Genomic DNA, 23332 nt, shown 5'->3' on the forward strand with positions numbered 1-23332 from the left:
ACAGTTAAACTTTATTTCCAATACACAATACATTCATTGAAAAATAGACAGATTTTTACTTTTGCTAATATTACCTTACTTGTTTTATATTTTCATTACCTTTAATTGGAATGAAAATGGTATTATCACCAAAATTTAAATTTCCACATGTTTTCATTAGCTTTAAGAGTTTTTTACAAAAAAACAATAATCCTTCTACACCTTAGATAGAAAGAATGCCATTTTTTCGCTTTGAGGGTGTTATAAAATTCTTAAGTTGATGGATATGTGTCGGTACCCCACATCCATCAACTTAACGTATATTTTTATACAAAATGCGGTCTTTCCACGTAGTTTTTTATTATCTTTTATAGATGTTATAAAAGTAGGCACGTCAAATAAACCCTGACGGGTTTCAAATTTTTCGCTATGCTACCTGATGGGCAGAAGTGGTATACTCATACACAACACCTAAAATATCAAAGACTGTTTTTTTCTCATATCTGTGAGATTTTCGTCCGTTTCGCTGTAGGAGGTTAAACAGACGAAGGAGAATCTTTGATAATTCTTGGGTGTTTTTATGTAGTGCTTGATGAAAAAGTAAGAAATAATCTTTAATTATGTACATCGCTTTATATTCACTTAGTTCTTTCTGTTTCTTACGTAATAGGAGTTCTCTCATTTTAAACATAGTAGAAGAACATAATAGAATACTAATGAGTTGTCCATAAAGGTGGCATTCTAATCGCTCTTGTTTAATAGATTTACAACGATGAATTCGAAACCAAGATTTCCATATTTTAAATAACAGCTCAATTTGCCAACGCAGTGAATATAAATCATAGATTTTCTCTTTCGGTACCCATTCCGTAGGAATGTTTGTCATATATACCGTAATTCCTTGTAAAAGTTTCGTACGATCTGTATATGTAATCCCTTTTTTCTTTTCACGAATAGCTCGATCATGTAGACGTTTCTGTTTTTGCGCCTCTGTACATCTATAAACCACAATGCGAGTGGGTAGTTTGTCTTTGCTCCCTACATATACATCTTGTAATTCATAAACTTGGCCAGGTTGTAATTGGTTCATGATGTCTTCCAAATGAATTTGTATATATACCGGTCTCAATTGAGCAGGTTTTGTTTTAAATACCACTGTTTCGAATTCTTTTCTATATATTTTAGTTGGTAATTTAAGACGCGATAAATAATACCCTTCCTTATCTTGGATTGATTTAAAGTCTTGTAAACGAAAATACCCTAAGTCACGAATATATAGTTCATTCTTTTGTGTCATGTCCATTCGAGTCGCCCCATATGCCTGATCACTTCGTTTTCCTGGTTCAATTTTCACATCAGAAAACTCTCCACTCAACAAGTCATACTCTAATTGAATTTTTACACCAGCTGTATGACTACAGCCTCCGGCACCAGGATAAGTAGCTGCGAATCGATCTGGAACTTGAAAGGTTGTAGAATCAAGGATGCGAATCCGCTCAAAGTAAGCAGAAAGAGAATGAGAAATTGTAGATGATCCTCCAATTTTAGCTTGTAGAAGTGTAGTAAATACAGTTCGAAAGAAGGCTACAGAAGCCGAGTTAAATCGTCGATTCAGTCCCTCAGGACTTAATAAAATTCCTGTTGAAGTTTCTAATTGACTACAAAGTTGAGTAAGAGAGGTTGTAGCGATTTGTTGATTTAACCATACACACAAAGATAAAAAATGGTGCCCATGGCACTTACGTTTTCGTTTCATTCCACCTGCTTCTATAGCTAATTGATTAAGTGTAGCGGGAGACATATATCGATATAACTCTTCGGCAAATAAAGACAGCTCTTGTTTTTGATGCATATTCATAAAAAGCACGTCACCCTTTCTCATTAACATAAGAGAATAGTAACGTGCTTTTAAGTTTAAGAATAGTCTATTTTCTTAAGTTGATGGATGTGTGGCGGTACCCCTATAAAGAAAATGTAAGGACTAAATTCATCCTATATGGAGTTTTTGTGTTCCCATTAGACATGTATATTTGATAAATCATAATCTTTTATGCAATATTGCATAAAAAGACACCTGTTACTCTTGCTATAATTTCAAGAGTAAACTGTTGCATCCAACATTTTATAATCTTCTATATTCATTAATATGGAAACCCTAATCACAGGAAAAAGAGAAGAATATTGGTGGTTCTTCTCTTTTTCCTTATTTTTTAACTGTTGAATGATATATTTTATATCATAATGTGGTACTCCCCCCTACATGGGGTATAGTTATTCTTTTTTCTTATTTCCCTATGGTCTATTGAAGCCATTTAATGATGAGTTATACATGAAAGAACAGATAATCGCCTTAAAATCACAATCTCGGCAATCCTAATTCATATAATTACATCTATTTCTCTGTTTTCTCAATAAATTGCATGTGTTATACTATCATTCAAAGATGGTTAACACTCATAAAAAAGAGAGCATTTCAAATGAGATGCTCTCTTTTTTTAGTGATACCCTAGTTTCATTATGTATGAAAAAACAGTAATTTCGACACTGATCAATTCCTTTTTTAGGGTAATAGTATCAGTATGTCCAAATCTTCTAGCTTTCTTGGGACAGAATCCAATAACAATTATCCCCACTAATATTATTCTCTCATTAAAAATATCACGACTAATAATAAAACAGTAAATATTGCTAAATTAGTAGTCATTGCTATCCTACCGCCATTCTATAAATTTAAATTACATACTAAATAACTTTATTTTATTAGCTTGATATAAAAATGTGATGCTTCCCCTTATTGTTAAGCCAAGAAAGTCAGCATTTAAGTAAGAATTGATAATATCAATTTTTTGCGACTGTCTGCTACTTCATAATAAATTTCTAATCCTTTTCGAGTACCAGTAATAATTTTGGCAGCTTTTAGTTTGCTTAACTGTTGACTAATTGTACTTTGAGGCATTTTTAACTCTCTATACATTGTTGTTACATTTGTAGGACCTTTTTTAATCATTATTTCTACTAAGGTTAAACGGGTAGGGTGTGCCAATGCCTTTAATACTTTAGTGACCTCTTCATACTTTGCTATTTTTCCTCTCATATTTCTTTCCCCCCTTTTTGTATCAACACTAATGATATCCATTGAAATTTACTTATATCTTCTCATAGTTTATTTTTTCTTCCTTAGTAACCCAAGCAATCCAATAAAAATAACGAACAGTCCTATTATGGTAAAACCAATTGTTTTGATAAAGTCATGTATTTGGGATTGCTTAAGTTTTTTGATACTCTCTGTATGAGCCTGTGTATCATTTTGAGATATTTCTTCGTTCACCCTCTCCCCATAAATAAGTAAACGATATTTACTTGAAGTATATGGCTCACACATAAGTAATGTGACTCTATCTTTTCCCTTCACAATCACAAGCTTTTCCACTTGACTTGGATAAATGATTTCACGCCTTGTTACTTCATAGGTTAATTCTTTTCCTAAAATACGAATATAAAATTTATCCCCATTTTCGAGTTGATCAAGATGCCGGAACATCTTAGCACCATGATACCCGCGATGTCCCGCTAATACAGTATGGGTATCAGGTCCACCAACCGGGAAGGAAGTGCCACCGATTTGACCAACTCCCTTACTAAGATGCTCCTCGGTTGCCCCTAAATAGATAGGAAGTTCTTCTTTGATCTTGGGAATATTTATGCTACCTAGTACATCATCTTCTTTTATCATATTGACAAGAGTCATATTCTTGTTATCACTATTTGTGAATGGATCCGCTGTAGGAAAAGTTAATCCTTTTAAAGATTCGTTATAAGTTGCCATCGCTTGAAACTTTTTACGTATATCCGCATCTGCTGATTTCCCCACCTGTTTTTCATAATCTGTAATGACTATTTTATACATACCATGATTAAGGTAATTTGAAACCGTTGGGTATAGAAATACTCCTAACCCCAAAATAAATAATATTGCACTGAGTAATACTCTTTTCTTATTCTCACTACGCATTATATCTGTTTCCCTATTTTTTTCTTTCTTCTTTTCATAAGAATGAGAAGTAGGAGTACAACTAAAACAGCAGATATGGAGGCAATAATCTTCCAATCTTCTAACATAGATGGCGCTGAAGCGGTTGCTTTTTTTGTTTCCTTTAATTCATAAGTAATACGATGCCCCCTTACTAATAACCTGTGAGTATTCACTCCATAAGGTGTACAAGTAAGTAATGTGGCATAATCATGGTCATTTACAATGAGTAAATCATCTGTTTCGCTTGGCAATACAACTTTAATTTGATCAACTTGATAAGCAAGAACTTTATCTAAGGAATGGATATAGAACACATCAGATTCCTTCATTTTATCTAAATCTGTAAACAATAATGCTGAAGGCAAACCTCGATGTCCCGTTAATACGGTATGCGTTCCGTTTCCGCCTACTGGCAAGGAAGACTTATCTAAATGACCGACTCCACGGCTTAAAACTTCCTCAGAAGTTCCTGGATAAATAGGACGCTTCACTTTGATTTTAGGGACTTCTACATATCCCATTACATCACCGATATTCAAGGCGTCGGCATACGATTTCCCATCATTTTTCTTTTTTTCTGCGAATGGATCTGAAAATGTTTGGCTGGAATGTTGAACCTTTTTATTGTAATCTTCAGCTTCTTTTTCCCGACGTTCTAGCTCTTTCTTTTGAAGTGATTTTATTTTTTCATCATACGAACTCACCTGAGAATAATGCGTTCTAGTAGCTAACCAGTTACTTATCGTAGGGTATAGAAAAATACTCAGTCCTAATAAAAAAATACATCCAAAAATAATCTTCCGTTTCATAAGATCGCTCTGTTTCCAGAAAAGTCTAAAGAGTTACCAAATAATTCTCTCCATTCATCAACCAAAGTTGTTTGACAATGTACGAAAAGACCTATTTGTGAATCTGAAAAACGATCGATTCTAATAGGTGTACCATTTTTGGATGAAAAAGATAATTGTTTCCACTTTAAACTCTCTTGAATAGTGATATCTCCCATATTATTAGCAACATTCATAATCAATTCGATACCGCCTAATAGAAATTAAAATACCAAAAAAGAGGGAGATATAATTTATGAATAATAAAGAATTAAAAAAGATCGCAACTGCAATTACTTCACCGTTTACCTTTGTAACATCGTAGAGGAACTGCTCTTAGATCAAGGCAACGATTCCAAATACTTATATCGATTTATTATCTAGGCTCTTTTCTAATACTTCGTTGCTAATTGTAACAAAGAAAAAATCGGTAATAGGATTTTTACGATTGTTTTGCAGTTATATAAAAAGTATGGGGTGAAGAAAAGAGCAAGAAACCAGTTTAATTAAGTATTTGAGCTATTTACGAAAATTGCCATTATCAATAAAAAGAGCATAGATAAAACTACAATTTGATTATGAAGAAGGGAGTTGCTGCCATACTAACAATGTTTTTCAACTTGGGTTGGGCTGAGCCACTTGCCATTGTTATTGTCGCAACTCTTGTTTTAAATACTTGTTGGCGTGTAACAAAACGCGCTGTTCATGTATTAATGGAAGGTTTACCTAACAATATTGAATTAAGAAAAATTATTACAACTATCAAGAATGTCAATGCAGTAAAAATAATCCCCTCATATGGGAATCTATTACAAAAAGGATGATGAAAAGAAACAAGGATTTGATGAAGCTATTATAACTTTTGAAATTATATATGCAATGTATCGTAAACTTGATTATTAACTTATAAAAGTCCCTAAAGACCATGTTTGTAATCGAGCCAATTTTGTCCTTGAGAGTATCAAGTCATGGGGTGTATCTTACGCTCTTTCTGCTCGTAAATTGAAAAAGGAACAGTGTCAATACTGTTCCTTTTTCAATTTATTAAACTTCAGCGCACCAAAGTTCAATTTCAATTTTCAATTCAGGCCATCCTAATGCAGAAATATACGCAACTGTCATAGATGGATATGCAGTTTTAAATAACTCATCCCACTGAGGATATAAATGCCCCCAATCTATCTCTTCTGTTGCCCAAATGTTAACCTTTATAACGTTCTCTTCAGTAAATCCTTCTGATTCAAGTACCTTTTTTATGTTTGCAAAAGTATTTGTGATTTGGTCGTTTAAACTTGAAGGAACATTACCATCCATATCAGTTCCTACTTGACCAGAGGTTACAACTAAACTCGCACCTTTTGGCACTCTAGTGATATGACTGTAGTTGCCTACTGGTTTAGGCATAAACTCTGGATTTGTTCTAGTAATTTTTTGCACAATATTACCTCACTTACTATAAATTATTTACTGATTTTCTTAATAAATTAGACAGACTTCACCAATTTCTGAAAATCTAAAAGAAAACAGCAGTAGAGTATCCATAACCTATAGGTAAAAACATAAGTATTTTTTTCTTCATGACTTGAACACTCCCTTTCTTTCGAGAAATATTAACAATTGCAATATTATTGTTCGTATAATATCGATAACCGTTCGTTACATCTTTTTTGGCTTTAATAAAGCTTGTTCATCATAATACCTTAACATTCTTTGAGATATTGAAAATTCCCCGATTTTATACAACCAAAACACCTCCTTCGATTGCACCTTTTACCTCATCATAAGTTCGCATCATAGGATTTTTTATAAGAAGTTTTTTTTCTAATTATTAGTTCTGCTATAAGAAGGTTTAGAATCCAACATAACCAGACTGCTATTGTGTAGGAAGTTCCATATGGGAAATTCAAAACTTTATGAGTAATAGCCACAATTATATAAATGGTCATATTCGCAAAAGAAAGAAAGAAGCTTCGAATCATCCATTGACTATGTAAGATTACCTTCTGTTTAGAAACCCAGTTGTACTCAGAAACCCACCTGTTGCAAAGAAAGAGACATAGACTCCCGGAATGAAATTTAAATAATAGACAAAACATATAAGCGGCCATTCCAACGGTGAAACTTTAAAGATTTAACTCGAATTCTCTTTATGATTCCTAAAGGGGCAGTGAGAAGAGAAGTAATGGCCAGAATAATATGAATACGAATCATTTGTATCCATAGGGATTCATTCGCTATAAGTTGATCCTTTCTGGAAATAAAATCATGAAAAGTAGGGTCAACAATAAAATTCTTTGAAAATGTATGCAGTACCCACATGATCGAAATGATTAAAATAGTTACTCTAATAATTTTTTTCATTTTATCTCCCTCCGTTAAAACGTTTAAGAAAATAAACAAAGATTTGTCATGATAAAGACGGTAGCCATTATGAATAAAAACGTTATCCATCCATATGATTTTTCACTTTGACACGTTATCTAATCATTTTCCTCGGGGATTTCTGCTAAATTAATAATTTTTAATGTCTTTATGAGTCATTCCTATCAGGGCTCCGATATTCACAAAAAGTAGCAATACAACCACTACCCATAAGATTGAAGGATAAGTTGAATACTCTACTACTATGCATTAAAAAGACTAACACATCTAGAAACTATAAATTATAAAATGAGTCGTATTGGCTTTTCACATACAATACTTTAACTAGTTCCCTTCTAGGTTGTTTTAAAGTACTAATCTTCCCCTTTTTTATAGTTCTTCTATTTTTAAAAATCAAATAAATTGGGAATTTTACCGATAGGAGTAGTATAGGTACTTTATCTATATTATTAAATCATTTTAGACCGAACCGTCCGGTTCAATAAGTTTATCATACACTCGCGGTAACTTTATTTCCATATAATTATTATTAATTTTTTGTGAACCGAAAGATAAAGAACCTATTGAATTTAAAAACTTAACTCAGGTTCTTTTCCAAGTAATATTGTAACAGTATTCTCACTTGTTTCTAGTGTGTTGCTATAGATAATAAAGGCGAAAGATTCTTATTAACCATCCTTTTTATAAAATTGTATCCAAAGGGGTTAAGACGTTGTGAGTATATTTTAAATAGATATTCTAATAACCAAAATGAAAAGGGTGCTCAAAAAATTATTATTTAACGCCCTTTAGAGTCACTATCTTTATTCTTTAAAAGCTATTATATTTTTTTATCTTTCCATGCTTCTTAATAATGAAGATAAAGGAAAAGAATACAATCCAAATAAGAACAAGTACTGAAATAAACATAAAGTTAATACCTGTTTTTTCTACAACCTTATAAATTTCAGCGGATTCCCTTTCTAAAGCAAGTTTAAAGGTTTTCTTCTCTGCACGAACACCCCCACCATTTAATAAACCTCTAAATTCTTCTTTATTATTTATTTGATCTGTTGTTAGTTTAACAACCTATGTTTGGTTTGTATTGTTAATTACGACAATATTTTTATCATCTCCATATTTCCTTTTTTATATAATAAACCCATTTTTCCGTTCTGAAATTCATCATCTTTTGATTAACAGGGACATTGCCCCCATCAATTGCAATTTCAGTACCTTAATAGACAATTGGTATTTGTTCTTGAGTATATAAATAAGTTAACGCTAATTTCCATCGTTTACCTGAAAATTGATTATTATTAACCATATCTCTTGTATATCTTTTCATATAATGCTTATTGAAAAAGGCTCCCATTACTGTGGAATTTAGATTGTTTTTAATCTTCTTTAATAGCAAGCACAGTTTTCATCGATCGATTAATCGTTAAATATGCATCACGTAATGACTGATTTAATTGATAATCTAATATCCCATCTATCCCAGCTTGTTGACAATTTTTCATTTGCTTAATATCTTTTGTATCTATATCGGCTAATAAATAGAAATTTTTTTGTTGATTTTACAGATTTAGAAAATTGCTTCCAAAACTGAGTAGAAGATTGATTTGCATTACTTAGTAAGTATCCATCTATATTTATTTTTGTTATCCGCCATTTTGCAGTATCAATTTAATATTGATTTACGTCAGGATTAGTTTGATCCATTGCAAAAACATGTTCTGCAGATTCCTCTTTAAACCAATCCTTCTTATTTGGTTCATTAACTAAAGGATTTTCTGCACTCACTTGATTCGTAGGAAAATCAATGATGATTTTTAAATTTCTTTTATGTGACTCATCAACTAGTTTTTTAAACTCTTTTATTGACCAAAAATGCTCATTCGTTTTATAAAATCTGTGATTCTATATCCATCATGCCCCTTATAATCATTTTTAAAGATTAGGGTAAGCATTAATGTGGTAAAACCAAGGTCTTTTAGGTAATCTAATTTATCAATAATCCCCTGAAAATCCCTCCTTGAAAACTAAGTGGATCAAGAACATTAATATTCTAATCATTTTTAGAATCACCATTGTTAAATCTAGCAAACATTAAGAAATATATTGTCTCATCCTGCCAGTTCCGATTTCAGCATGTGTGGGTAAAGAATAGAAACAAAGAAAAGACATAAGACAAAATGTCAAGGATTTTTTAACATTTCCCCCTCCTAAATATTTCTTCACACATTAAGATAAGCCTTTCTGAAATGTAAGTTAAACCTATGAAATAATTTTATTTAAAAACATTTCATAAAATTGAATTTTAAATAATCCAGCCTACGAGAACATTCTTTATGACAATTTGCTTCTACTGTATGTACTTCATTTTTTTATTTACTTTTTTACTTATTGTCCTTAACAAAATATTCCTTTTAATCTAGTCTTGTATAACAAAAGATAATGACTGATCACTTTAAAAAATCAGAATATAGCAAGTGGAATGATTAAATTGACAAAGGCATTAAAAACTAGAAGGTTTCCATCTTTCTCTGCTTAATTTATGAATTAATTTTCAGGTTCTTGTTTTGCAAGTTCCTGCATTAAACCTCTTATTTTTTCTACCATTGGAGCTGGCGCTTTCTTTGGTGAACCCGAATCAAACGGAGGAATAGGATCGTATTCCAAAATTAGTTGAACGGATTTACTGATATCTTCTCCAAATTCCCATGCTACTAGCTGAAGGGCCATGTCTATTCCCGAGGAAACTCCAGCTGCTGTAACTATTTTTCCACTACGAACCACTCTACCTTCGCTTGGGATGGCTCCGAGAGAACGGAGAAGGTCGTAGAACCCCCAATGACAGGTTGCTTCAACTCCATCTAACAAACCAGCGGCACTTAAAATCAGAGAACCAGTACACACGGTTGTAGTCCATTTTGTCGTTTCATGTATTTTTCGAATCCAATTCAATGTGTCTTCATCATTCATTGGAGATTTATAATTTGGCGGACCGCAACCCGGAACAACAAGAATATCAGCTGAAGTTACTTCAGAAAAACTGTAATCGGCATGCAAACATCCCATATTTGAGTCCAAATTAATTAACCCTTTTTTCTTTGCTACAAACTTCACTTCACATTTCGCTGTAGCAGCAAATACTTCGTATGGACCGATTGCATCAAGGGATGTAATCCCATCGTAAAGTAAAATGGCTATTTTCATAATAATCCTCCTTTAAACATTATTACATAGACCGGACCGTTTGGTCTATGTAATATATTATACATGATTATTATTTATTTGCCATCATGTATTTATCACATTTTAGTGAACATAATGATAAAGAACCAAGAGGAATTTATTATCATTCCCTTAGTTCTTAGCAGAGTAGTATTGTAAAATTATTTTTATTTGCTTAATACTATGATGCATATGTTCATTATTTAAAGATAAACGACTTGCCATAACAGATCCTTCAAAAGTAGAAAATAAAAAGGATGCTAAAGAATAGGAATCCAAATCCGGAAGAAATTCTTTTGAACAAATCCCCTCATCAATGATAGATTGTATAAAAAGTATAATTTGATTAAGTGCCTCAGCAGCTTTATCATGAAGTTCTGGAAAACCATAGTCAGTTTCTATTGCTGTATTAAGCAAAGGACAGCCTCCAGCAACAGGTGGACTATTAATAGCATCTTGATAAACATGAAATATAGCTATTATCTTATCTATAGCCATAACTTTAGATTTCGTTCCTTCTAAAAAGTGTATCCAAATAATACTCAATGAGTATTCAAATGCAGCAATAGCAATTTCGTTCTTATTTTCAAATCGTCTATATATTGCACCTTTAGGTAACCCTGATGCATTCATAATATCTTGAATAGAAGTTTGATTGTAGCCTTTTTTATTAAATAAGGCTAAGGAAGTTTGAATAATAAGATCACGTGTTTTATCTACCTTATCCATTTATTTGTTCCTCCATATGTGAGTGTAACACTTATTATAAACCATACTCTTACATTTTTCGTGTCATAATTTGAAAATATGTGAAATTACTTATATCTAGGTTAGACAGTTAAGACGGTTCTGTTGCAAAAGGAAAATGAAATAATGACAACAAATATGCTTAACTTACCAAGTTTTAAAATTATTGATATGCATGAGAGCGAATTTGATTATGGATTCTTAGTTGAAACTACAGTACCGTCTCCTTCCCACTTCCCAAAATACGGTACTGTAGCAAACTTATACAAGAACGATAAAAAGAAGCAGTTATTTTTTGATCTACCAATGTACACTAAACGTGTCGGTATTCATATAAAACGACAGCGTTATAAGTGTTGAGAGTGCAATGAAACATTTCTTGAAAATCTTCCCGATATGGACTTTCCCGTATCACAAAATCTGTAAACACTTACCACTTTTTACCTCGATTAATTTTCCAGTCAAAAGGCAAAATCTCTTTCAATAAAACAAACGTATCATTTTCAACCTCTACAACAGCTTCTAAATTTTCTTTTGAAAGCTGACTAATCAACTCTCGACACCTTCCACATGGTGGGACTGCATTTCCTTCCGAATCAACTGCTACAAAGGCTTTTATTTGATATTCACGATGCTTCAACATGTCAGCAACCGCTGCATGCTCTGCACAAAAGCCCATGGAACAAGCTGTATCTATGCTAATTCCTGTATAAATATTGCCACTTACGGTTTCAATGGCTGCACCAACACCCCCATACTCAACAAAATCATTTAATTCTGTAGGTGAAGTAACGGCAGTTGCAATTTTTCTCAATTCTTTACTATTCATGAAGTCAAACTCCTTTCTTAGTTGTTCCAGATGAAGCTAATGAAGCTATTGCGAAATACGCATTTGTTTTGACAATAATAAAAGAATCATTCTCTTCACCTATTATTAATTTATCATTTAAAAACTGTGTGACCTATCTCTAAAATGGCACCTTAGTAAACTTTGATATTATCATTTATATGTTCAATCTTAATAAAATCAAACTCTACTTTGTAACCCTCACCTTGTGGACTACAAGCATAAATACCAACTTTAATACAATCTGACTCTTCAAAAAGATGAGCCATCCTAATTTGCTTCCATATAACCCCATCCAATGAGTAATCAACATAGTAATTACTTCCTTTTCCTGTTATTCGATAGTAAAGTGATTTGAAGTCTTCCGAGAAATCTTGACTAGACCAATCAGAATATCCATTTTTTGTTACAACAACACCTAATTTACTATTTTCATTAGGTATATATTCAACCGATGTCTTTAACCAATTATCTTTAGAAAATCTAACCATTAGACCCGCTTGATCGTATCTGTTCTCTGGTTTAGAACTTATCTTCGTAATTACTCTAAAGTTCCCATTCAGTTCACGGTATAAAAAATGACCATTATCAACTTGGAAGTCATAATGTGTTTTTTGCCAAAAATCTGTCTCTTTATCAGTTTTGACTATTAATTTAGAATTATTGCTACTAATCTCCCAATTTTGAGGCGGGGAGAACCATTTTAAACTTTTGTCTAATTCCATATTATTAAATTCCTCTATTAATATATAATTGTTTTTCATTAATATTATCTCCTTTATCTATTTGTCTGCTTTTGATTCAATATTAAACTACTCACTACCTAACGCACCAACGGATTGTTTGAGGGCAAAGATTTTTCAGCACATTAAACCTGTTATTTTTTAATTCATTAGGTCATTCCCGAAATGGTATGTTGAAGCCAATTGGCTCCTAGATTTGCAATATGTTCATGGAGTAGCGCCAATTTTATATGTTGTTTATTCCAGTTCAGAAAACCCCTCTTTCTTCCGGAAAGGATATCTGTCGTAATACTTCCAATGCTTCAGTAGGAAGTAATGTATCCGAAAAGACAAAAAATATTGGTGCCGAGCGGAATTTATTTCCGTGTGACAAACAAACATCCCGCGAGAAAGACAGGCAGCAGATGTCCTTGTTAGTATAAAATGAAGGATGGTTGGCAGTTTCATTGGTCACAATTTGCATCACTCCACCATGGCCCTCAGAACCGAAACTGTATTCTTTCGTTTCACGTACGTTGAGTTCATCTTTTCCCATGGCGTAATGCAGTAATTTACCATCAGGTGCGAAAGTTCGCAGCCATGCATGATCCGTTACGTTATCTCCAGAATTGATAGATTTATCATCCTTGCTGGAATCACCCAGGCTGTCAAAAGGAAGAAACAGCTCGCTAATTACTAATTTCTCTAGATAAGTACCAGTGTTTTGACGGATATCGGTCATATAAGCAAGTACCGGTGCTCCAGGGAGCGACAGGTAGTAACTATCTATTATTGTTCCTTTGTAAGTTTCGTGCCGCTGAATAGATTGACGAATTCGAATCCCGGACCAGACATTACCTTTATCATCGGCTATACTGACGAAACTAATGGAGTGCTCTTCCCTGCGAACTGACGATATACTCATATCATCAAATCGATCAGTTAAGCCACCAACCCAAGGATTCCACCAGGATTTAATTCCGTATTCTGGGAATCCTGAGGTGATCCATTCCCTACCTTGCACCGTAAGCGAGCATAAAGACGGATAGTAATCTGGCGCGGCGGAAATTTGTATCATTCCATTGTCTGCTTCATATACCTGGTATTCATCCCTCGTATAGATGGTATTACGAACGGATTCGGATGATACTGGGAATAAGGCACTATAGTAAGTCTCTTGCTGCGCACCAAGCCGTGCATCCAACTGAATAATGCTGCATGGGGACGAGGGGGAAGGTAAAACAAAAGAAGCTTCCGTAGCTTCCTCATCCGCAGATATTGTCCTTTGGGATGCTAGACATGCTTCGTCTGCGTAAAAAACGGACAACTCACCCTCCCATACATTCTGTTTAACATCATGCAACATAACTTTTACTTCCTTAACACCCGACGGCACAAATGGATTTCCTTTATTGGCCGTCAACTCCAAATGGCGAACGGGCAACTGGGGAAATTCAAGGCTTGTCTGTTTCAAGGCGAAATCCCGAAATTCGTTCCAACTGTCAAAACCACCTATCGAAATAAAAATTGTTTCTGAAGCTTTCATTTCTCCAGGTTCTAATGAATTGATAACATTCTCCAGTTCCAAATGCCACTCTCCGAAATACATTCGATGACCATCCGGCCAACAAATTCCGTATGTGTTTTGGTCACCGCGTGCAAAGATCCATGGTTCGCTAACCTTGGTGCTATTCCAATATTCAAGGTTGTTTCCATGGGAATCAGTCAACTCAACGATACTACCATCATAAGGCAGCGTCAATCGATATAGATCTGAATAGATACGTTGGGAAATCCAGATTTCTCGAGAGACTGGCGTCCCCGAAACATTTTCTAATTCATGCCATACTTTTACGGTTCCATCAGCATAGAGAAGTGTACAGAGGTGCAATAAAAGTTGTGGATAGGTGTCTGACCTATAGATATGCCGGAACCCAATTGCGGCACGCTCTTCACAAATTTCGACACGCAAAGGCTTTTTACGCATAAATTCACTCGAATACGGTTTGCCAATGGAGGGTGGCAACAGTAGAGTTTCTTCACCTTTCTGGTTTACATTCTGAAATGAGGTTTCATTATGCTCCTTGTCGTACTGAAGACTACACCTACCGTTCCAAGCAATCCAACTGCTTTCTGTTTCTCCTGCGACCATTGCGCCGGGGCCTCCAAAGGCACCACCAATTGTACAGGTAAACAATACCTCTGAGCCGTTTTTCGGGACAGCTCGCACTTGTGGCTGATCATGATAGAAACCGTAATCCAGCAGGTGGTAAGGAATGGGAATTGAAGCTCGCTCTTTCGCTTGCAGACTCAATTCAAAGGTTTGCTGTTCGAAATGAATCCAAGCTGTATCAGGTATAGTAAAAGTAAACATGACAGGCTGGGCAAAATTATTTTGTATGTCTAGATACATCGTATAATTTCCACCTAGCGCATGCTTGACTGTAGGAATTCTCATTTTGAAACTGGCTGGAAACTTCGGTACGACGCCAACCTTCAACAGTGCTTCAGAGCCGTTAATTCGCACTTTAGTTTTTACAGCTGGACAAGTACGCCATTCACTTTGTGGCTCCTCAATTGCGCCAACAAAATAGCTCGCGGTAATCTGGCGTTCTCCCTCAACTAACAATTCTTCTTGCCAATCAAAAACGATATTGCGGTGTGATTTACCCTCGAACTCAACCTTAAGTGGAGCACCCGATTTGTTGACAATATGATATTTAATTTTATAATCTTTGCCAAATACAGGTTCGGCCTGCTCAGCAGTAGTAGATAGTAAAAAATCTTCCGTTTCGATGAGACAAATACCACGACTTCTGCGTTCAATATTTACACGAAGCATTTTGTCTTCTTTATTGTTCCAGACGTAAGTGTATATATCAAATCCATTTTCTTTATGTCCATCCGGTTTGATTTCTATTGTCCGTATCAGATCTTCATACCAATCAAATTCATGAAAATAAGGAACAAGTGCTTCACAAGCTACAATCTGTGGGATAAAATTCATAAAATGCACTGCATCTTCACGGTTTTCCCAGAAAAAACCACATCTTTTATACAAGGGTACGGCCTTCATATTCGCTTCCCAAGTATATAAATCGATACGTGGCCAACCCATTCGAATTGTTTCTTCTATGGCCTTCAATACTAGCCGTTTGCCAATCTTATATCCATGAAAATCGGGACGAACGTTTAATAACTGAATATATAATGCTCCAGTGTCCTCACGATATTCGCCCAAACTACAGTATCCGACTACTTCATGATTACAGATGGCCAGAAACACTATGATGGCGTCTGAATTTTCTTCGCTTTGTCGAATCTGTTCAGCCGAACGGACGGAAGATCCTCCCCCCCATTCATCGTTGCTGTAGTTCCACATTTTAGCTATTTCTGCCGCATATTTAGGATGATAAGGTACAATATCTACAATCATTATGTTTTCACCTCATTTAGAATAAAATATTTATTAACTAAAAATAAAGCTGTTACTTTTATTGAACTACTCACCACTTAACTTCCTAACGGATTGTTTAAAATGGGAGCTTCCTAAGTATGGAAACCTAACGTTTTTTAACGTATTCCCCGAAAGAATTCTCCTTCCTCAAGCGTGTGAAGGGCGTAGCCCAACGATAGGTGAGAAATGAATTTCGGTTTGGCATAGCCAAAAACTTTTAATAAACTAGCTATATGAAGTTCTTTGATAACTTGATATAGGAGGTTGCTAAAAGAAAATAGAGTGCGAAAACCAAGCCATTCGGTTCCTACGTAAAATATCAACCGTACCAAAAGAACGTCCATACGTTGGACATCTAGGGGTGGAACACCCCGAAGTAACGCTCAGGGAGTCGAAAAGTTACTTTCGTCGCGGAACTTAGAAGCTCCCACTTCAAGCTTTGCTAAGTGGCGAGTAGTTCCCTTGATTAGACTATCCCCGTAATCCCTACGGTTAAGAGACGAATTGCTTCGTTTCTAAGATTTAGCCCTGCATTAATTCTCTATCGTGATTTGTGCCGCAAGAAAGAAAATCCCACTCACGAAAATTTAGATTTTTAACGTCTATACTTTGGTAACCGCAATCTGAACATAGTTGACTAGAGGCAAATATGTTTGAAACAACTACACTTAATTGTTTTTTATTCGGGTAGATTCGAAATTTTATGTATTAACATTGATTGCACCTCACTTTCTAACATTCTTCTTAACTAATATGTAAAAAGTAGGCTTACGCCTACTGACATTCATCTAAAACCTTCACATTCTTGAGAAAGAAATCTTTTTTCGGAAAATGATAAAGATACCGTTATTCCCCACTTCTACTCGAACTCTCCAACAGTACAGTTAGGAGAAATTACATCCCACTTTCCTAAAAGTGTCAAACCAGCTGCTTTAGCTAAAAGTTTAGAATCCTCGTTATCAAGTTGACATCTATACTGTGGTTCATATCCTTGCTCAAGAGCATACTTACAGATTGTACGAACTACTTGGCGAGCATGACCTTTACCTCTAAAAGGTAACAGTGTTAGGACTCCAAGATCCGCAATTTGCACATCCTCTTCCCAAGGATACATGCTGGCAACACAAACCAGTTTATTTTTCACAAAAGAGCCGAACACAGCCCAATGATCCAACTCTACATATGCGTCATCTAAGTCTTGTTCCGATGCTGAAGATTCAAACTCTAAGAAAACCTTGTCATCTTTCTCATTCAATTGGCGCAATGCGCTGTTCTGATTTTCTTGCAACAAAACTTTCTTTTCTGCTTCTGAAAAGTAAAACAGACAATCTGCGCCATGCATTGTGACTCCTAACCCGTCCAATTTTTGGCGAAAGTCTGATTCAGACAGTTCTTGTCCTTTAGAAAAACCTAATATATTGGCCATTTTAGGTGTTAAGACTGCCAAAAACCGACCATCATTGGTCTCCAGTGTCATCACCCGACTGTCTTTGCTCAAATTAGGGTTGATGGTGACAGTGAAGGTCTTATCACTGTAGATAATGATGCCATTTAAAAATTGTGAGTTCCAATATTCAGTTATTTTATTCGAAACTAAAGGCATACTTTCCCTCCATGATTGCAAATTTATTTAAAATATCATATTACCGATTCTGGTGCAAAAACTTCAAAACATCTGCAAGTAATCTCTCAAACTTGGACATACTAATACTGGATCTCAGAAAAGGATTTGATTAGTATGGAAAAGCAAAATCTATTGAAGTGGAAACACTATCAACCTGATATTATTTTACTAACCGTAAGATGGTACCTTCGGTACAACCTTAATTTTCGCGATTTAGTCAAAATGATGGAAAAACGCGGGCTATCTATTGCTCATACAGCCATCATGTGCTGGGTTCACGAGTATGGTCCTGAATTAGATGAGCGAGTTTATTTTTTATTAACTATTTTTTACCATATACTTTTAATAGTTGTTCTTCTCTTAGCTGTTCTTTTCCTTCAATAATCCATTTTAATACTTTTAGGGCTTTCTCTTTAGTCCAGAAATTTAAAGGTATCATACAAAATTCCCACTCTTTAAACCTATTGGGATATAAGCCTTCAATCATTTTATAAGGACTTTTATCATAACTATGTTTGAGCACACCATATAATCAATATTTTACAATTAAAGGCGTAATCCATTTTTGTTTAATATCTGTTTAATATCTGTTTTATTCCATTTTAAGATTGTTTCAGTTAAATATTTTGGTTCCCTTCCGGATAGTTCTCTTTTGTCATCTTCTTTCAAGGCATTCGCTGGGAACCGAATTCTTTTCCCATCTAATAATTCTTGGTAAATTTCCTCTATTGCTACCGCCCCTGTTTGTACATTGAACCTTTCCCCATTTAAACTAATAGGTGTACTGTGTTTATTAACACATTTAATGAAAAACAGTTTTCTAGGGCTACACCCTCGAAAACTGTGCAACAGAGCCCTAATTAAAACTTTTCAATAGAAATATCTGTATTAATAGCCATTGCAACTTGTATACCAGTTGCTTCGGAAAGAACGATATCAGTTGGTGCGGGTTGTGCAGCCTCACCAGCTGCATAAACATTTTTTTCTGATGTTCTACCAAAATAATCCACAACAATTAATCCTTGTTCATCAAGATCACAAGTAAATCCTTGGCCAATTACATTTGTTGCATATGATGATGGCGTAATGAATGCTGCTTCTCTGTCTACTTCTTCTCCATTTTGCCCCTTAATATCCTTAATTTTTTCAGTAATCACAGTTATTCCTTTATCTTCTAATTCTTGTTTTTCCTTTTCTTTTATTTCATTACCATTAGTAGCAACAATTAGGTCATTTGATAAGTTGTGAATGATCTTAGCAGTATGCGCAACAACACTTGTTTCATTAATATAAATCAACTTTTTACCTTTTAAGTCCCAACTGTAGCCGTATGGGGAAATAAAAATACTTTTATTATAATACAATTCAATATTAGGAATATCTGTCTGTATTTTAGTCCCATCTGTCAGAAGTATTTTTTCAGCGAGAAAACTCTCCCCACCCTCAGTATATATCTTGAAAAGTTTATTATCTGATTGTTTAATTACCCTAACACTTTGTTTATAGATTGAATGAATATTAGGGTCTTGATTTAATTTCTCTCTTGCCGATTGTATAATATCATCAGTGTTATTTCCGTTTCTAAAAATACTTTCTTGCTACTTGAATGCTAGGTGGTCATTATTTGTCTCAAATAATACTACAAATCAATTTGCTCTACTCAATAATAACGCTGCATTTAATCCCGCTGGTCCGCCTCCAACTATAGCACAATCATAAATCCTCATCCTTATTTTCTCCCTTACCTTATTATGGATTAAACCCCAATACTTTCTTTTAAACTATCAAATGAAGTGAAAGAATTGAAGCTTTTATTATTTCCAAGGGGAACCCCACTACTGATAATGAAGAGTTGTGTTACCTTTGTAAAAGCATATCGACGTGAGGGATATTATCTTCTAAATATGTTTCGGATATAGCTTGAAAACCAAAGGAACTGTAGAATTTTCTTAAATAATCTTGAGCTTGAATTTTAACAGTTGTTTCTTTTAATTCGTTTTGGATAAAATCTAGCCCTTTTTTTATAAGTTCCTCTGCAATTCTTTGGCCCCTGTATTCTTTCTTTACAAAGACTCTTCCAATAGAAATTTCTTGATAGGTAACACCTGCAGGAACAATCCTTAAATAGGCAATGATTTCTCCATTGTCTTCTTTAAAAAGATGATAAGAAAAAGGATCATTACCATCAACTTCTAGATAAGGACAATTTTGTTCAACCACAAAAACGGAGGTTCTTTCTTTTAAAAGGTTGTATAGCTCAGTATTTGTTAACTCGTCAAATTTTTTTAATTTCCAACTCATTAAATTTCACCTCTTGTTTTTTTGTTGCATTTGCAACAAATGAAATGCATGTATTAAATCTAACCTAATTTTATTGCGCTTGCAACAAAAATAATGATGGAGAGTTTTAGCTCCTTTTATATAAACAATAATTTCTTTTGTTTCCCTTTTTAACAAATTCCCAATCAACTTCTACATTTTTCCTCACTTTTTGAAGAAGATCAAAAATAGTCTCTACTTCCAGTTCAAAAACCCCCTCTAATGCAACCTTATTGGAATGATCATTTTCTCTTTTGATAAAAGGATAAACATTTTTGCCTTTCTCTGTTGGAAAAAGTATTTTAATTTTTTGGTTCTGTTGCAAAGTTTTCTAAACGAGGCTACATTCTAGAAAAAAACAACAAGGAAAATCACAAATGCGATACTTTAAAGGAAAACAGTTTAAGAAAGATATTATTTTAGTAGCCGCAGGCTATTATTGTCCTTTTTCTTTAAGCTATCGCGATGGTATCTAAAATCCTAAGAGAACGTGGTATCCCCGTTCATTCTACAACCATTATGCGCTGGGTTCATGAGTATGGAAATTTAATCTACCAAATTTGGAAAAAGAAAAATAAGTATGTACAACAATCGTGGAAGTTTGATGAGACTTATATAAAAGTTAAAGGTGAATGGTGTTATCTCTATCGTGCAATCGATAAAGAGGGGAAAACATTAGAGTTTCAACTTCGTGAAAAACGAGATCATCAAGCGGCATATGCTTTTATGAAAAGATTAGTGAAAATATTTGGAGAACCGATGGTTCTCGTAACAGACAAAGCTCCAGCATTACTTTGTGCATTGAACAAGTTAAAGAAACAAGGCTTTTATGCACGTACTATTTATTATACAAGCAAGTATTTGAACAATCGTATTGAACAGGATCATAGACATATAAAGCGACACTTTGCTAAATCTGCAGGATTTCAATATCTACGTCATGCTTCTCGTACGATTAAAGGAATCGAAACGATTTATGCTCTATATAAAAGAGTTTGAAAGTGTAGAGGATTTTAAAATAGAATTAGAAAAATATATAGATTATTATAATACGAAACGGATAAAGGCAAAATTAAAAGTGAGCCCGGTACAATACCGGACTCACTTTTATCAAGCTGCCTAATGAAATCACCGTGTCTAATTTTTAGGGGGCACTTCATAATCTATTTTACAGGTTAATGTAAATGATTCTGGTGCAAATAAATGATAAATTAAACAAAAAACGAGAATTCTCACCGAAATCTTTTTTATGCCGTTAATCCAAACAGTTGATTGATAAAGATATTCTGATTTTGGACAGACTGATTTTGTAAATCAATCTGCTTTTTTAATCATATGCATCGCTTCTACACCACTTAAGATAGACACGACCGTTTGGAATGATTTGAACCCCAACATAGAGCGTATCCGTCTTTTAATAAAACTATGATCTTGTTCCATAATGTTATTTAAGTATTTGAGTTGTCTCGTTTGGATGGCTGCAGCCATCTTTTTTTCTTTCTTCAATGTTTCAATAGCGATTGGATAAGCTGGATCTTTGTCAACTGTAATTACACGGGGTTTAGAAACATGAAGAGACTGCAAAGCTTTCTTAAAGAAACGCTTTGCAGCCTTATGATTTCTCGTTTTACTCAGATAAAAGTCAATTGTGTTTCCTTCAGAATCAACGGCACGATATAAATACATCCAATGTCCTTTTACTTTTATATACTTTTTACTTGTTTCTCAAAGTATTCATTTTGTAGAATTCCCATATGAATGATGTCATGCCATTCACCATTTCTAAATAGACTTTGTCTACTATTTCCTTCCTCCTGAAAACCAATTTTAGTGTACAAACGTATAGCACTATCATTAAATGAAAATACTTTAAGGGAAACTCGATGGAGATTCATTTCGTAAAAAACATAATTCAACAGTAATTTTAACCCCTCTGAACCATAGCCTTTTCCCCAATATTCCTTTTCCCCGATATCAATAATACATTCCGCATTTCTATTTTTATAATCTATGTTGATTAATGATACAATGCCAATTGGGGGTACAGCCGAGATACGTGTAAAAATAGGTCATAGGCTTACTTTTATTTCCAACTATGACCTATTGAGCTTATATAGGGATCGTTTCTTCTATTGGTTGAGGAACTTTCTTTAAATCAATTACATAATCCCCAAAGCGTTTTATATGTCTAGTCATATAAGGACTTAGCGTTTCTAAATCTTGGCGTGCAAAGCGATAACCTTCTTTTTTTAGTTGCCATAAAATCATAGTGATATCCACTACATTTTGAAAAATTACGGAATTGGTGATTAAATCGTTGTATTTAATACGTTTTTCCTGTTCAATTGGATCGTTTTCCGTAATAATACCATCGCCACCAAAAAACAACCATTTTGAAAAACCATTATAGGCTTCTACTTTATTCGTACTAGCTGTAATTTGTTCACGTAATTTCATATCTGAAATATATTGAAGAAGAAAGATTGTTCGAATCACTCTTCCAAGCTCTCGAAATGCTTGATATAATCGATTTTTCTTACTGTTACTACTTAATTTTCTAAGAAGCGTCGAAGGTAAAATTTTTCCCTTTTTAATTGAAACAACCACTTGGAATAAGTCTTTCCAATGTGTTTCAATCACTCTCCAATCAATTACATCTTTAAATAAAGGGTCTATATGTTTGTAGTTTGTATGCTTATCTGGACGGAAAAATTTTAAATCTTTCCAATTGCGAATTCTAGGCATAAGATGAATTCCTAATAGATAGGATAAGGCAAATACAGGTGTCGATTGTCCTTGTGTATCCGCATGAAGAGTATCGGGTTGAATATCAGATTTATTTTTTAATAGCCCATCAATAATATATACCGCTTCCCAAACACCACAGGGGATAAAATGACTAAAAAGGGCGATATAATTATCCGCAACATGATGATAGGCAAGTCCTCCATATCCGCCATAACGGATGTGGTATTCTGATACTAAATTTTCTATATACATATCATGTTTCGTTCCATCAGCTGAAGCTACTTTTCCCGTTCCCCATAGTTTTGGTAGACTAAATGTATTATATTGATTTAAAACATCCTGAAGTGCCGTATTTAATTTCGGAATATGAATATGTCTACGATTCACAAAAGAAAGCATGTGAGCCGTCATCGTATTACGCATATGTT

General features: G+C 34.2%; 21 protein-coding genes and 9 pseudogenes. 5 read left to right on the plus strand and 25 right to left on the minus strand.

Features of this window, described 5'->3' with window-relative positions; translation table 11 throughout:
• Positions 1 to 406 precede the first annotated feature (406 nt).
• The 5 genes from ACO6VI_RS29810 to ACO6VI_RS29830 form a co-directional block, all read right to left on the minus strand.
• Positions 407 to 1837, minus strand: a complete 1431-nt coding sequence (locus ACO6VI_RS29810; protein WP_422424664.1) for an IS4-like element ISBce2 family transposase — start codon at positions 1835 to 1837, stop codon at positions 407 to 409.
• A 960-nt stretch (positions 1838 to 2797) separates the two neighbouring features.
• A complete protein-coding gene (locus tag ACO6VI_RS29815) occupies positions 2798 to 3073 on the minus strand; it encodes an ArsR/SmtB family transcription factor (protein WP_422424863.1) in 276 nt (91 codons plus the stop codon).
• A 69-nt stretch (positions 3074 to 3142) separates the two neighbouring features.
• Positions 3143 to 3991, minus strand: a complete 849-nt coding sequence (locus ACO6VI_RS29820; protein WP_422424865.1) for a class C sortase — start codon at positions 3989 to 3991, stop codon at positions 3143 to 3145.
• The gene (locus ACO6VI_RS29825; RefSeq protein ID WP_422424867.1) at positions 3991 to 4821 is read right to left on the minus strand and encodes a class C sortase; all 831 of its coding nucleotides are present in this window, start codon (positions 4819 to 4821) and stop codon (positions 3991 to 3993) included. The genes ACO6VI_RS29820 and ACO6VI_RS29825 overlap by 1 nt, the downstream gene beginning before the upstream one ends.
• Positions 4818 to 5042 carry a hypothetical protein gene (locus ACO6VI_RS29830; protein WP_422424868.1) on the minus strand — a complete coding sequence of 75 codons (225 nt, stop codon included), beginning with the start codon at positions 5040 to 5042 and terminating at the stop codon, positions 4818 to 4820. Before ACO6VI_RS29830 ends, ACO6VI_RS29825 begins: the two co-directional genes overlap by 4 nt.
• 369 nt (positions 5043 to 5411) lie before the next feature.
• On the opposite strand from ACO6VI_RS29830, the gene ACO6VI_RS29835 reads away from it, so the two are divergent.
• Positions 5412 to 5663 (plus strand): hypothetical protein, encoded by a 252-nt coding sequence (locus tag ACO6VI_RS29835; protein ID WP_422424870.1) that lies wholly within the window; start codon positions 5412 to 5414, stop codon positions 5661 to 5663.
• A 220-nt stretch (positions 5664 to 5883) separates the two neighbouring features.
• Here the strand turns inward: ACO6VI_RS29835 and ACO6VI_RS29840 are convergent, their stop codons facing one another.
• The 8 genes and pseudogenes from ACO6VI_RS29840 to ACO6VI_RS29875 all read right to left on the minus strand — a co-directional run bounded on the left by ACO6VI_RS29840 (position 5884) and on the right by ACO6VI_RS29875 (position 11169).
• Positions 5884 to 6276, minus strand: coding sequence for a RidA family protein (locus ACO6VI_RS29840; RefSeq protein ID WP_422424872.1), 393 nt, complete (start codon positions 6274 to 6276; stop codon positions 5884 to 5886).
• Positions 6277 to 6617: 341 nt separating this feature from the next.
• A complete protein-coding gene (locus ACO6VI_RS29845; RefSeq protein WP_422424874.1) occupies positions 6618 to 6947 on the minus strand; it encodes a DUF2306 domain-containing protein in 330 nt (109 codons plus the stop codon).
• Entirely contained in the window at positions 6916 to 7200 is a 285-nt protein-coding gene (locus ACO6VI_RS29850; protein WP_422424876.1) for a hypothetical protein, read from the minus strand. The genes ACO6VI_RS29845 and ACO6VI_RS29850 overlap by 32 nt, the downstream gene beginning before the upstream one ends.
• Before the next feature lie 831 nt (positions 7201 to 8031).
• A pseudogene (locus tag ACO6VI_RS29855) lies at positions 8032 to 8274 on the minus strand (alpha-amylase); the annotation flags it as partial.
• Positions 8275 to 8597: 323 nt separating this feature from the next.
• Positions 8598 to 8723 carry a hypothetical protein gene (locus tag ACO6VI_RS29860; RefSeq protein ID WP_422424877.1) on the minus strand — a complete coding sequence of 42 codons (126 nt, stop codon included), beginning with the start codon at positions 8721 to 8723 and terminating at the stop codon, positions 8598 to 8600.
• 166 nt (positions 8724 to 8889) lie between these two features.
• Positions 8890 to 9221 (minus strand): annotated as a pseudogene (locus tag ACO6VI_RS29865) (alpha-amylase family glycosyl hydrolase).
• A 544-nt stretch (positions 9222 to 9765) separates the two neighbouring features.
• Positions 9766 to 10422, minus strand: a complete 657-nt coding sequence (locus ACO6VI_RS29870) for a DJ-1/PfpI family protein (protein WP_422424879.1) — start codon at positions 10420 to 10422, stop codon at positions 9766 to 9768.
• A gap of 150 nt (positions 10423 to 10572) precedes the next feature.
• A complete protein-coding gene (locus ACO6VI_RS29875; protein WP_088119865.1) occupies positions 10573 to 11169 on the minus strand; it encodes a TetR/AcrR family transcriptional regulator in 597 nt (198 codons plus the stop codon).
• Between the two features lie 144 nt (positions 11170 to 11313).
• Here ACO6VI_RS29875 and ACO6VI_RS29880 point away from each other — a divergent pair, with 144 nt between their 5' ends.
• Positions 11314 to 11547, plus strand: coding sequence for a transposase family protein (locus ACO6VI_RS29880; RefSeq protein WP_422424881.1), 234 nt, complete (start codon positions 11314 to 11316; stop codon positions 11545 to 11547).
• Positions 11548 to 11617: 70 nt separating this feature from the next.
• Here ACO6VI_RS29880 and ACO6VI_RS29885 read toward each other — a convergent pair whose 3' ends face one another.
• From ACO6VI_RS29885 to ACO6VI_RS29905, 5 genes and pseudogenes are all read right to left on the minus strand, one after another.
• Entirely contained in the window at positions 11618 to 12016 is a 399-nt protein-coding gene (locus ACO6VI_RS29885; protein WP_422424883.1) for a cytidine deaminase family protein, read from the minus strand.
• Positions 12017 to 12168: 152 nt separating this feature from the next.
• Complete coding sequence (locus ACO6VI_RS29890) at positions 12169 to 12798, minus strand: DUF1349 domain-containing protein (protein ID WP_422424884.1); 630 nt, start codon at positions 12796 to 12798, stop codon at positions 12169 to 12171.
• Positions 12799 to 13024: 226 nt separating this feature from the next.
• Entirely contained in the window at positions 13025 to 16192 is a 3168-nt protein-coding gene (locus ACO6VI_RS29895) for a GNAT family N-acetyltransferase (RefSeq protein ID WP_422424885.1), read from the minus strand.
• Positions 16193 to 16679: 487 nt separating this feature from the next.
• Positions 16680 to 16879 (minus strand): annotated as a pseudogene (locus tag ACO6VI_RS29900) (zinc ribbon domain-containing protein); the annotation flags it as partial.
• A gap of 193 nt (positions 16880 to 17072) precedes the next feature.
• Complete coding sequence (locus ACO6VI_RS29905; RefSeq protein WP_422424887.1) at positions 17073 to 17816, minus strand: GNAT family N-acetyltransferase; 744 nt, start codon at positions 17814 to 17816, stop codon at positions 17073 to 17075.
• A gap of 135 nt (positions 17817 to 17951) precedes the next feature.
• On the opposite strand from ACO6VI_RS29905, the pseudogene ACO6VI_RS29910 reads away from it, so the two are divergent.
• Positions 17952 to 18146: pseudogene (locus ACO6VI_RS29910) on the plus strand (IS6 family transposase); the annotation flags it as partial.
• A gap of 16 nt (positions 18147 to 18162) precedes the next feature.
• Here ACO6VI_RS29910 and ACO6VI_RS29915 read toward each other — a convergent pair.
• The 4 genes and pseudogenes from ACO6VI_RS29915 to ACO6VI_RS29930 form a co-directional block, all read right to left on the minus strand.
• Positions 18163 to 18614 (minus strand): annotated as a pseudogene (locus ACO6VI_RS29915) (hypothetical protein); the annotation flags it as partial.
• 83 nt (positions 18615 to 18697) lie between these two features.
• On the minus strand, positions 18698 to 19135 hold the full coding sequence (locus ACO6VI_RS29920; protein WP_088119859.1) for an FAD-dependent oxidoreductase: 438 nt from the start codon (positions 19133 to 19135) through the stop codon (positions 18698 to 18700).
• A gap of 559 nt (positions 19136 to 19694) precedes the next feature.
• A complete protein-coding gene (locus tag ACO6VI_RS29925) occupies positions 19695 to 20138 on the minus strand; it encodes a GNAT family N-acetyltransferase (protein WP_088119858.1) in 444 nt (147 codons plus the stop codon).
• A 106-nt stretch (positions 20139 to 20244) separates the two neighbouring features.
• Positions 20245 to 20478, minus strand: a pseudogene (locus ACO6VI_RS29930) (MarR family transcriptional regulator); the annotation flags it as partial.
• A 55-nt stretch (positions 20479 to 20533) separates the two neighbouring features.
• Between ACO6VI_RS29930 and ACO6VI_RS29935 the strand changes: the two are divergent.
• Positions 20534 to 21155, plus strand: a protein-coding gene (locus ACO6VI_RS29935) for an IS6 family transposase (protein WP_422424890.1) whose coding sequence is annotated in 2 segments (ribosomal slippage) — positions 20534 to 20623 and positions 20625 to 21155 — 621 coding nt in all. Because the reading frame shifts where the segments join, the coding sequence is not laid out codon by codon here.
• Positions 21124 to 21279: pseudogene (locus ACO6VI_RS29940) on the plus strand (IS3 family transposase); the annotation flags it as partial. The gene ACO6VI_RS29935 and the pseudogene ACO6VI_RS29940, both read left to right, overlap by 32 nt.
• A gap of 124 nt (positions 21280 to 21403) precedes the next feature.
• Here ACO6VI_RS29940 and ACO6VI_RS29945 read toward each other — a convergent pair.
• The 3 genes and pseudogenes from ACO6VI_RS29945 to ACO6VI_RS29955 form a co-directional block, all read right to left on the minus strand.
• Positions 21404 to 21866 (minus strand): annotated as a pseudogene (locus tag ACO6VI_RS29945) (IS6 family transposase); the annotation flags it as partial.
• A pseudogene (locus ACO6VI_RS29950) lies at positions 21860 to 22195 on the minus strand (GNAT family N-acetyltransferase); the annotation flags it as partial. The pseudogenes ACO6VI_RS29945 and ACO6VI_RS29950, both read right to left, overlap by 7 nt.
• Positions 22196 to 22265: 70 nt before the next feature.
• Positions 22266 to 23332, minus strand: a 1067-nt coding sequence (locus tag ACO6VI_RS29955; protein WP_422424463.1) for a transposase, incomplete at its 5' end; no start/stop codon positions are given.

The organism is Bacillus sp. PSXD-155 (genome assembly GCF_049310765.1).
Taxonomy (GTDB): domain Bacteria; phylum Bacillota; class Bacilli; order Bacillales; family Bacillaceae_G; genus Bacillus_A; species Bacillus_A cereus.

Coding starts and splice junctions, on each gene's coding strand:
- ACO6VI_RS29810 (WP_422424664.1), bottom strand. CDS start 1,837: ATGAATATGCATCAAAAACAAGAGCTGTCTTTATTTGCCGAAGAGTTA.
- ACO6VI_RS29815 (WP_422424863.1), bottom strand. CDS start 3,073: ATGAGAGGAAAAATAGCAAAGTATGAAGAGGTCACTAAAGTATTAAAG.
- ACO6VI_RS29820 (WP_422424865.1), bottom strand. CDS start 3,991: ATGCGTAGTGAGAATAAGAAAAGAGTATTACTCAGTGCAATATTATTT.
- ACO6VI_RS29825 (WP_422424867.1), bottom strand. CDS start 4,821: ATGAAACGGAAGATTATTTTTGGATGTATTTTTTTATTAGGACTGAGT.
- ACO6VI_RS29845 (WP_422424874.1), bottom strand. CDS start 6,947: ATGGCCGCTTATATGTTTTGTCTATTATTTAAATTTCATTCCGGGAGT.
- ACO6VI_RS29850 (WP_422424876.1), bottom strand. CDS start 7,200: ATGAAAAAAATTATTAGAGTAACTATTTTAATCATTTCGATCATGTGG.
- ACO6VI_RS29860 (WP_422424877.1), bottom strand. CDS start 8,723: ATGAAAAATTGTCAACAAGCTGGGATAGATGGGATATTAGATTATCAA.
- ACO6VI_RS29870 (WP_422424879.1), bottom strand. CDS start 10,422: ATGAAAATAGCCATTTTACTTTACGATGGGATTACATCCCTTGATGCA.
- ACO6VI_RS29875 (WP_088119865.1), bottom strand. CDS start 11,169: ATGGATAAGGTAGATAAAACACGTGATCTTATTATTCAAACTTCCTTA.
- ACO6VI_RS29880 (WP_422424881.1), top strand. CDS start 11,314: ATGACAACAAATATGCTTAACTTACCAAGTTTTAAAATTATTGATATG.
- ACO6VI_RS29885 (WP_422424883.1), bottom strand. CDS start 12,016: ATGAATAGTAAAGAATTGAGAAAAATTGCAACTGCCGTTACTTCACCT.
- ACO6VI_RS29890 (WP_422424884.1), bottom strand. CDS start 12,798: ATGAAAAACAATTATATATTAATAGAGGAATTTAATAATATGGAATTA.
- ACO6VI_RS29895 (WP_422424885.1), bottom strand. CDS start 16,192: ATGATTGTAGATATTGTACCTTATCATCCTAAATATGCGGCAGAAATA.
- ACO6VI_RS29905 (WP_422424887.1), bottom strand. CDS start 17,816: ATGCCTTTAGTTTCGAATAAAATAACTGAATATTGGAACTCACAATTT.
- ACO6VI_RS29925 (WP_088119858.1), bottom strand. CDS start 20,138: ATGAGTTGGAAATTAAAAAAATTTGACGAGTTAACAAATACTGAGCTA.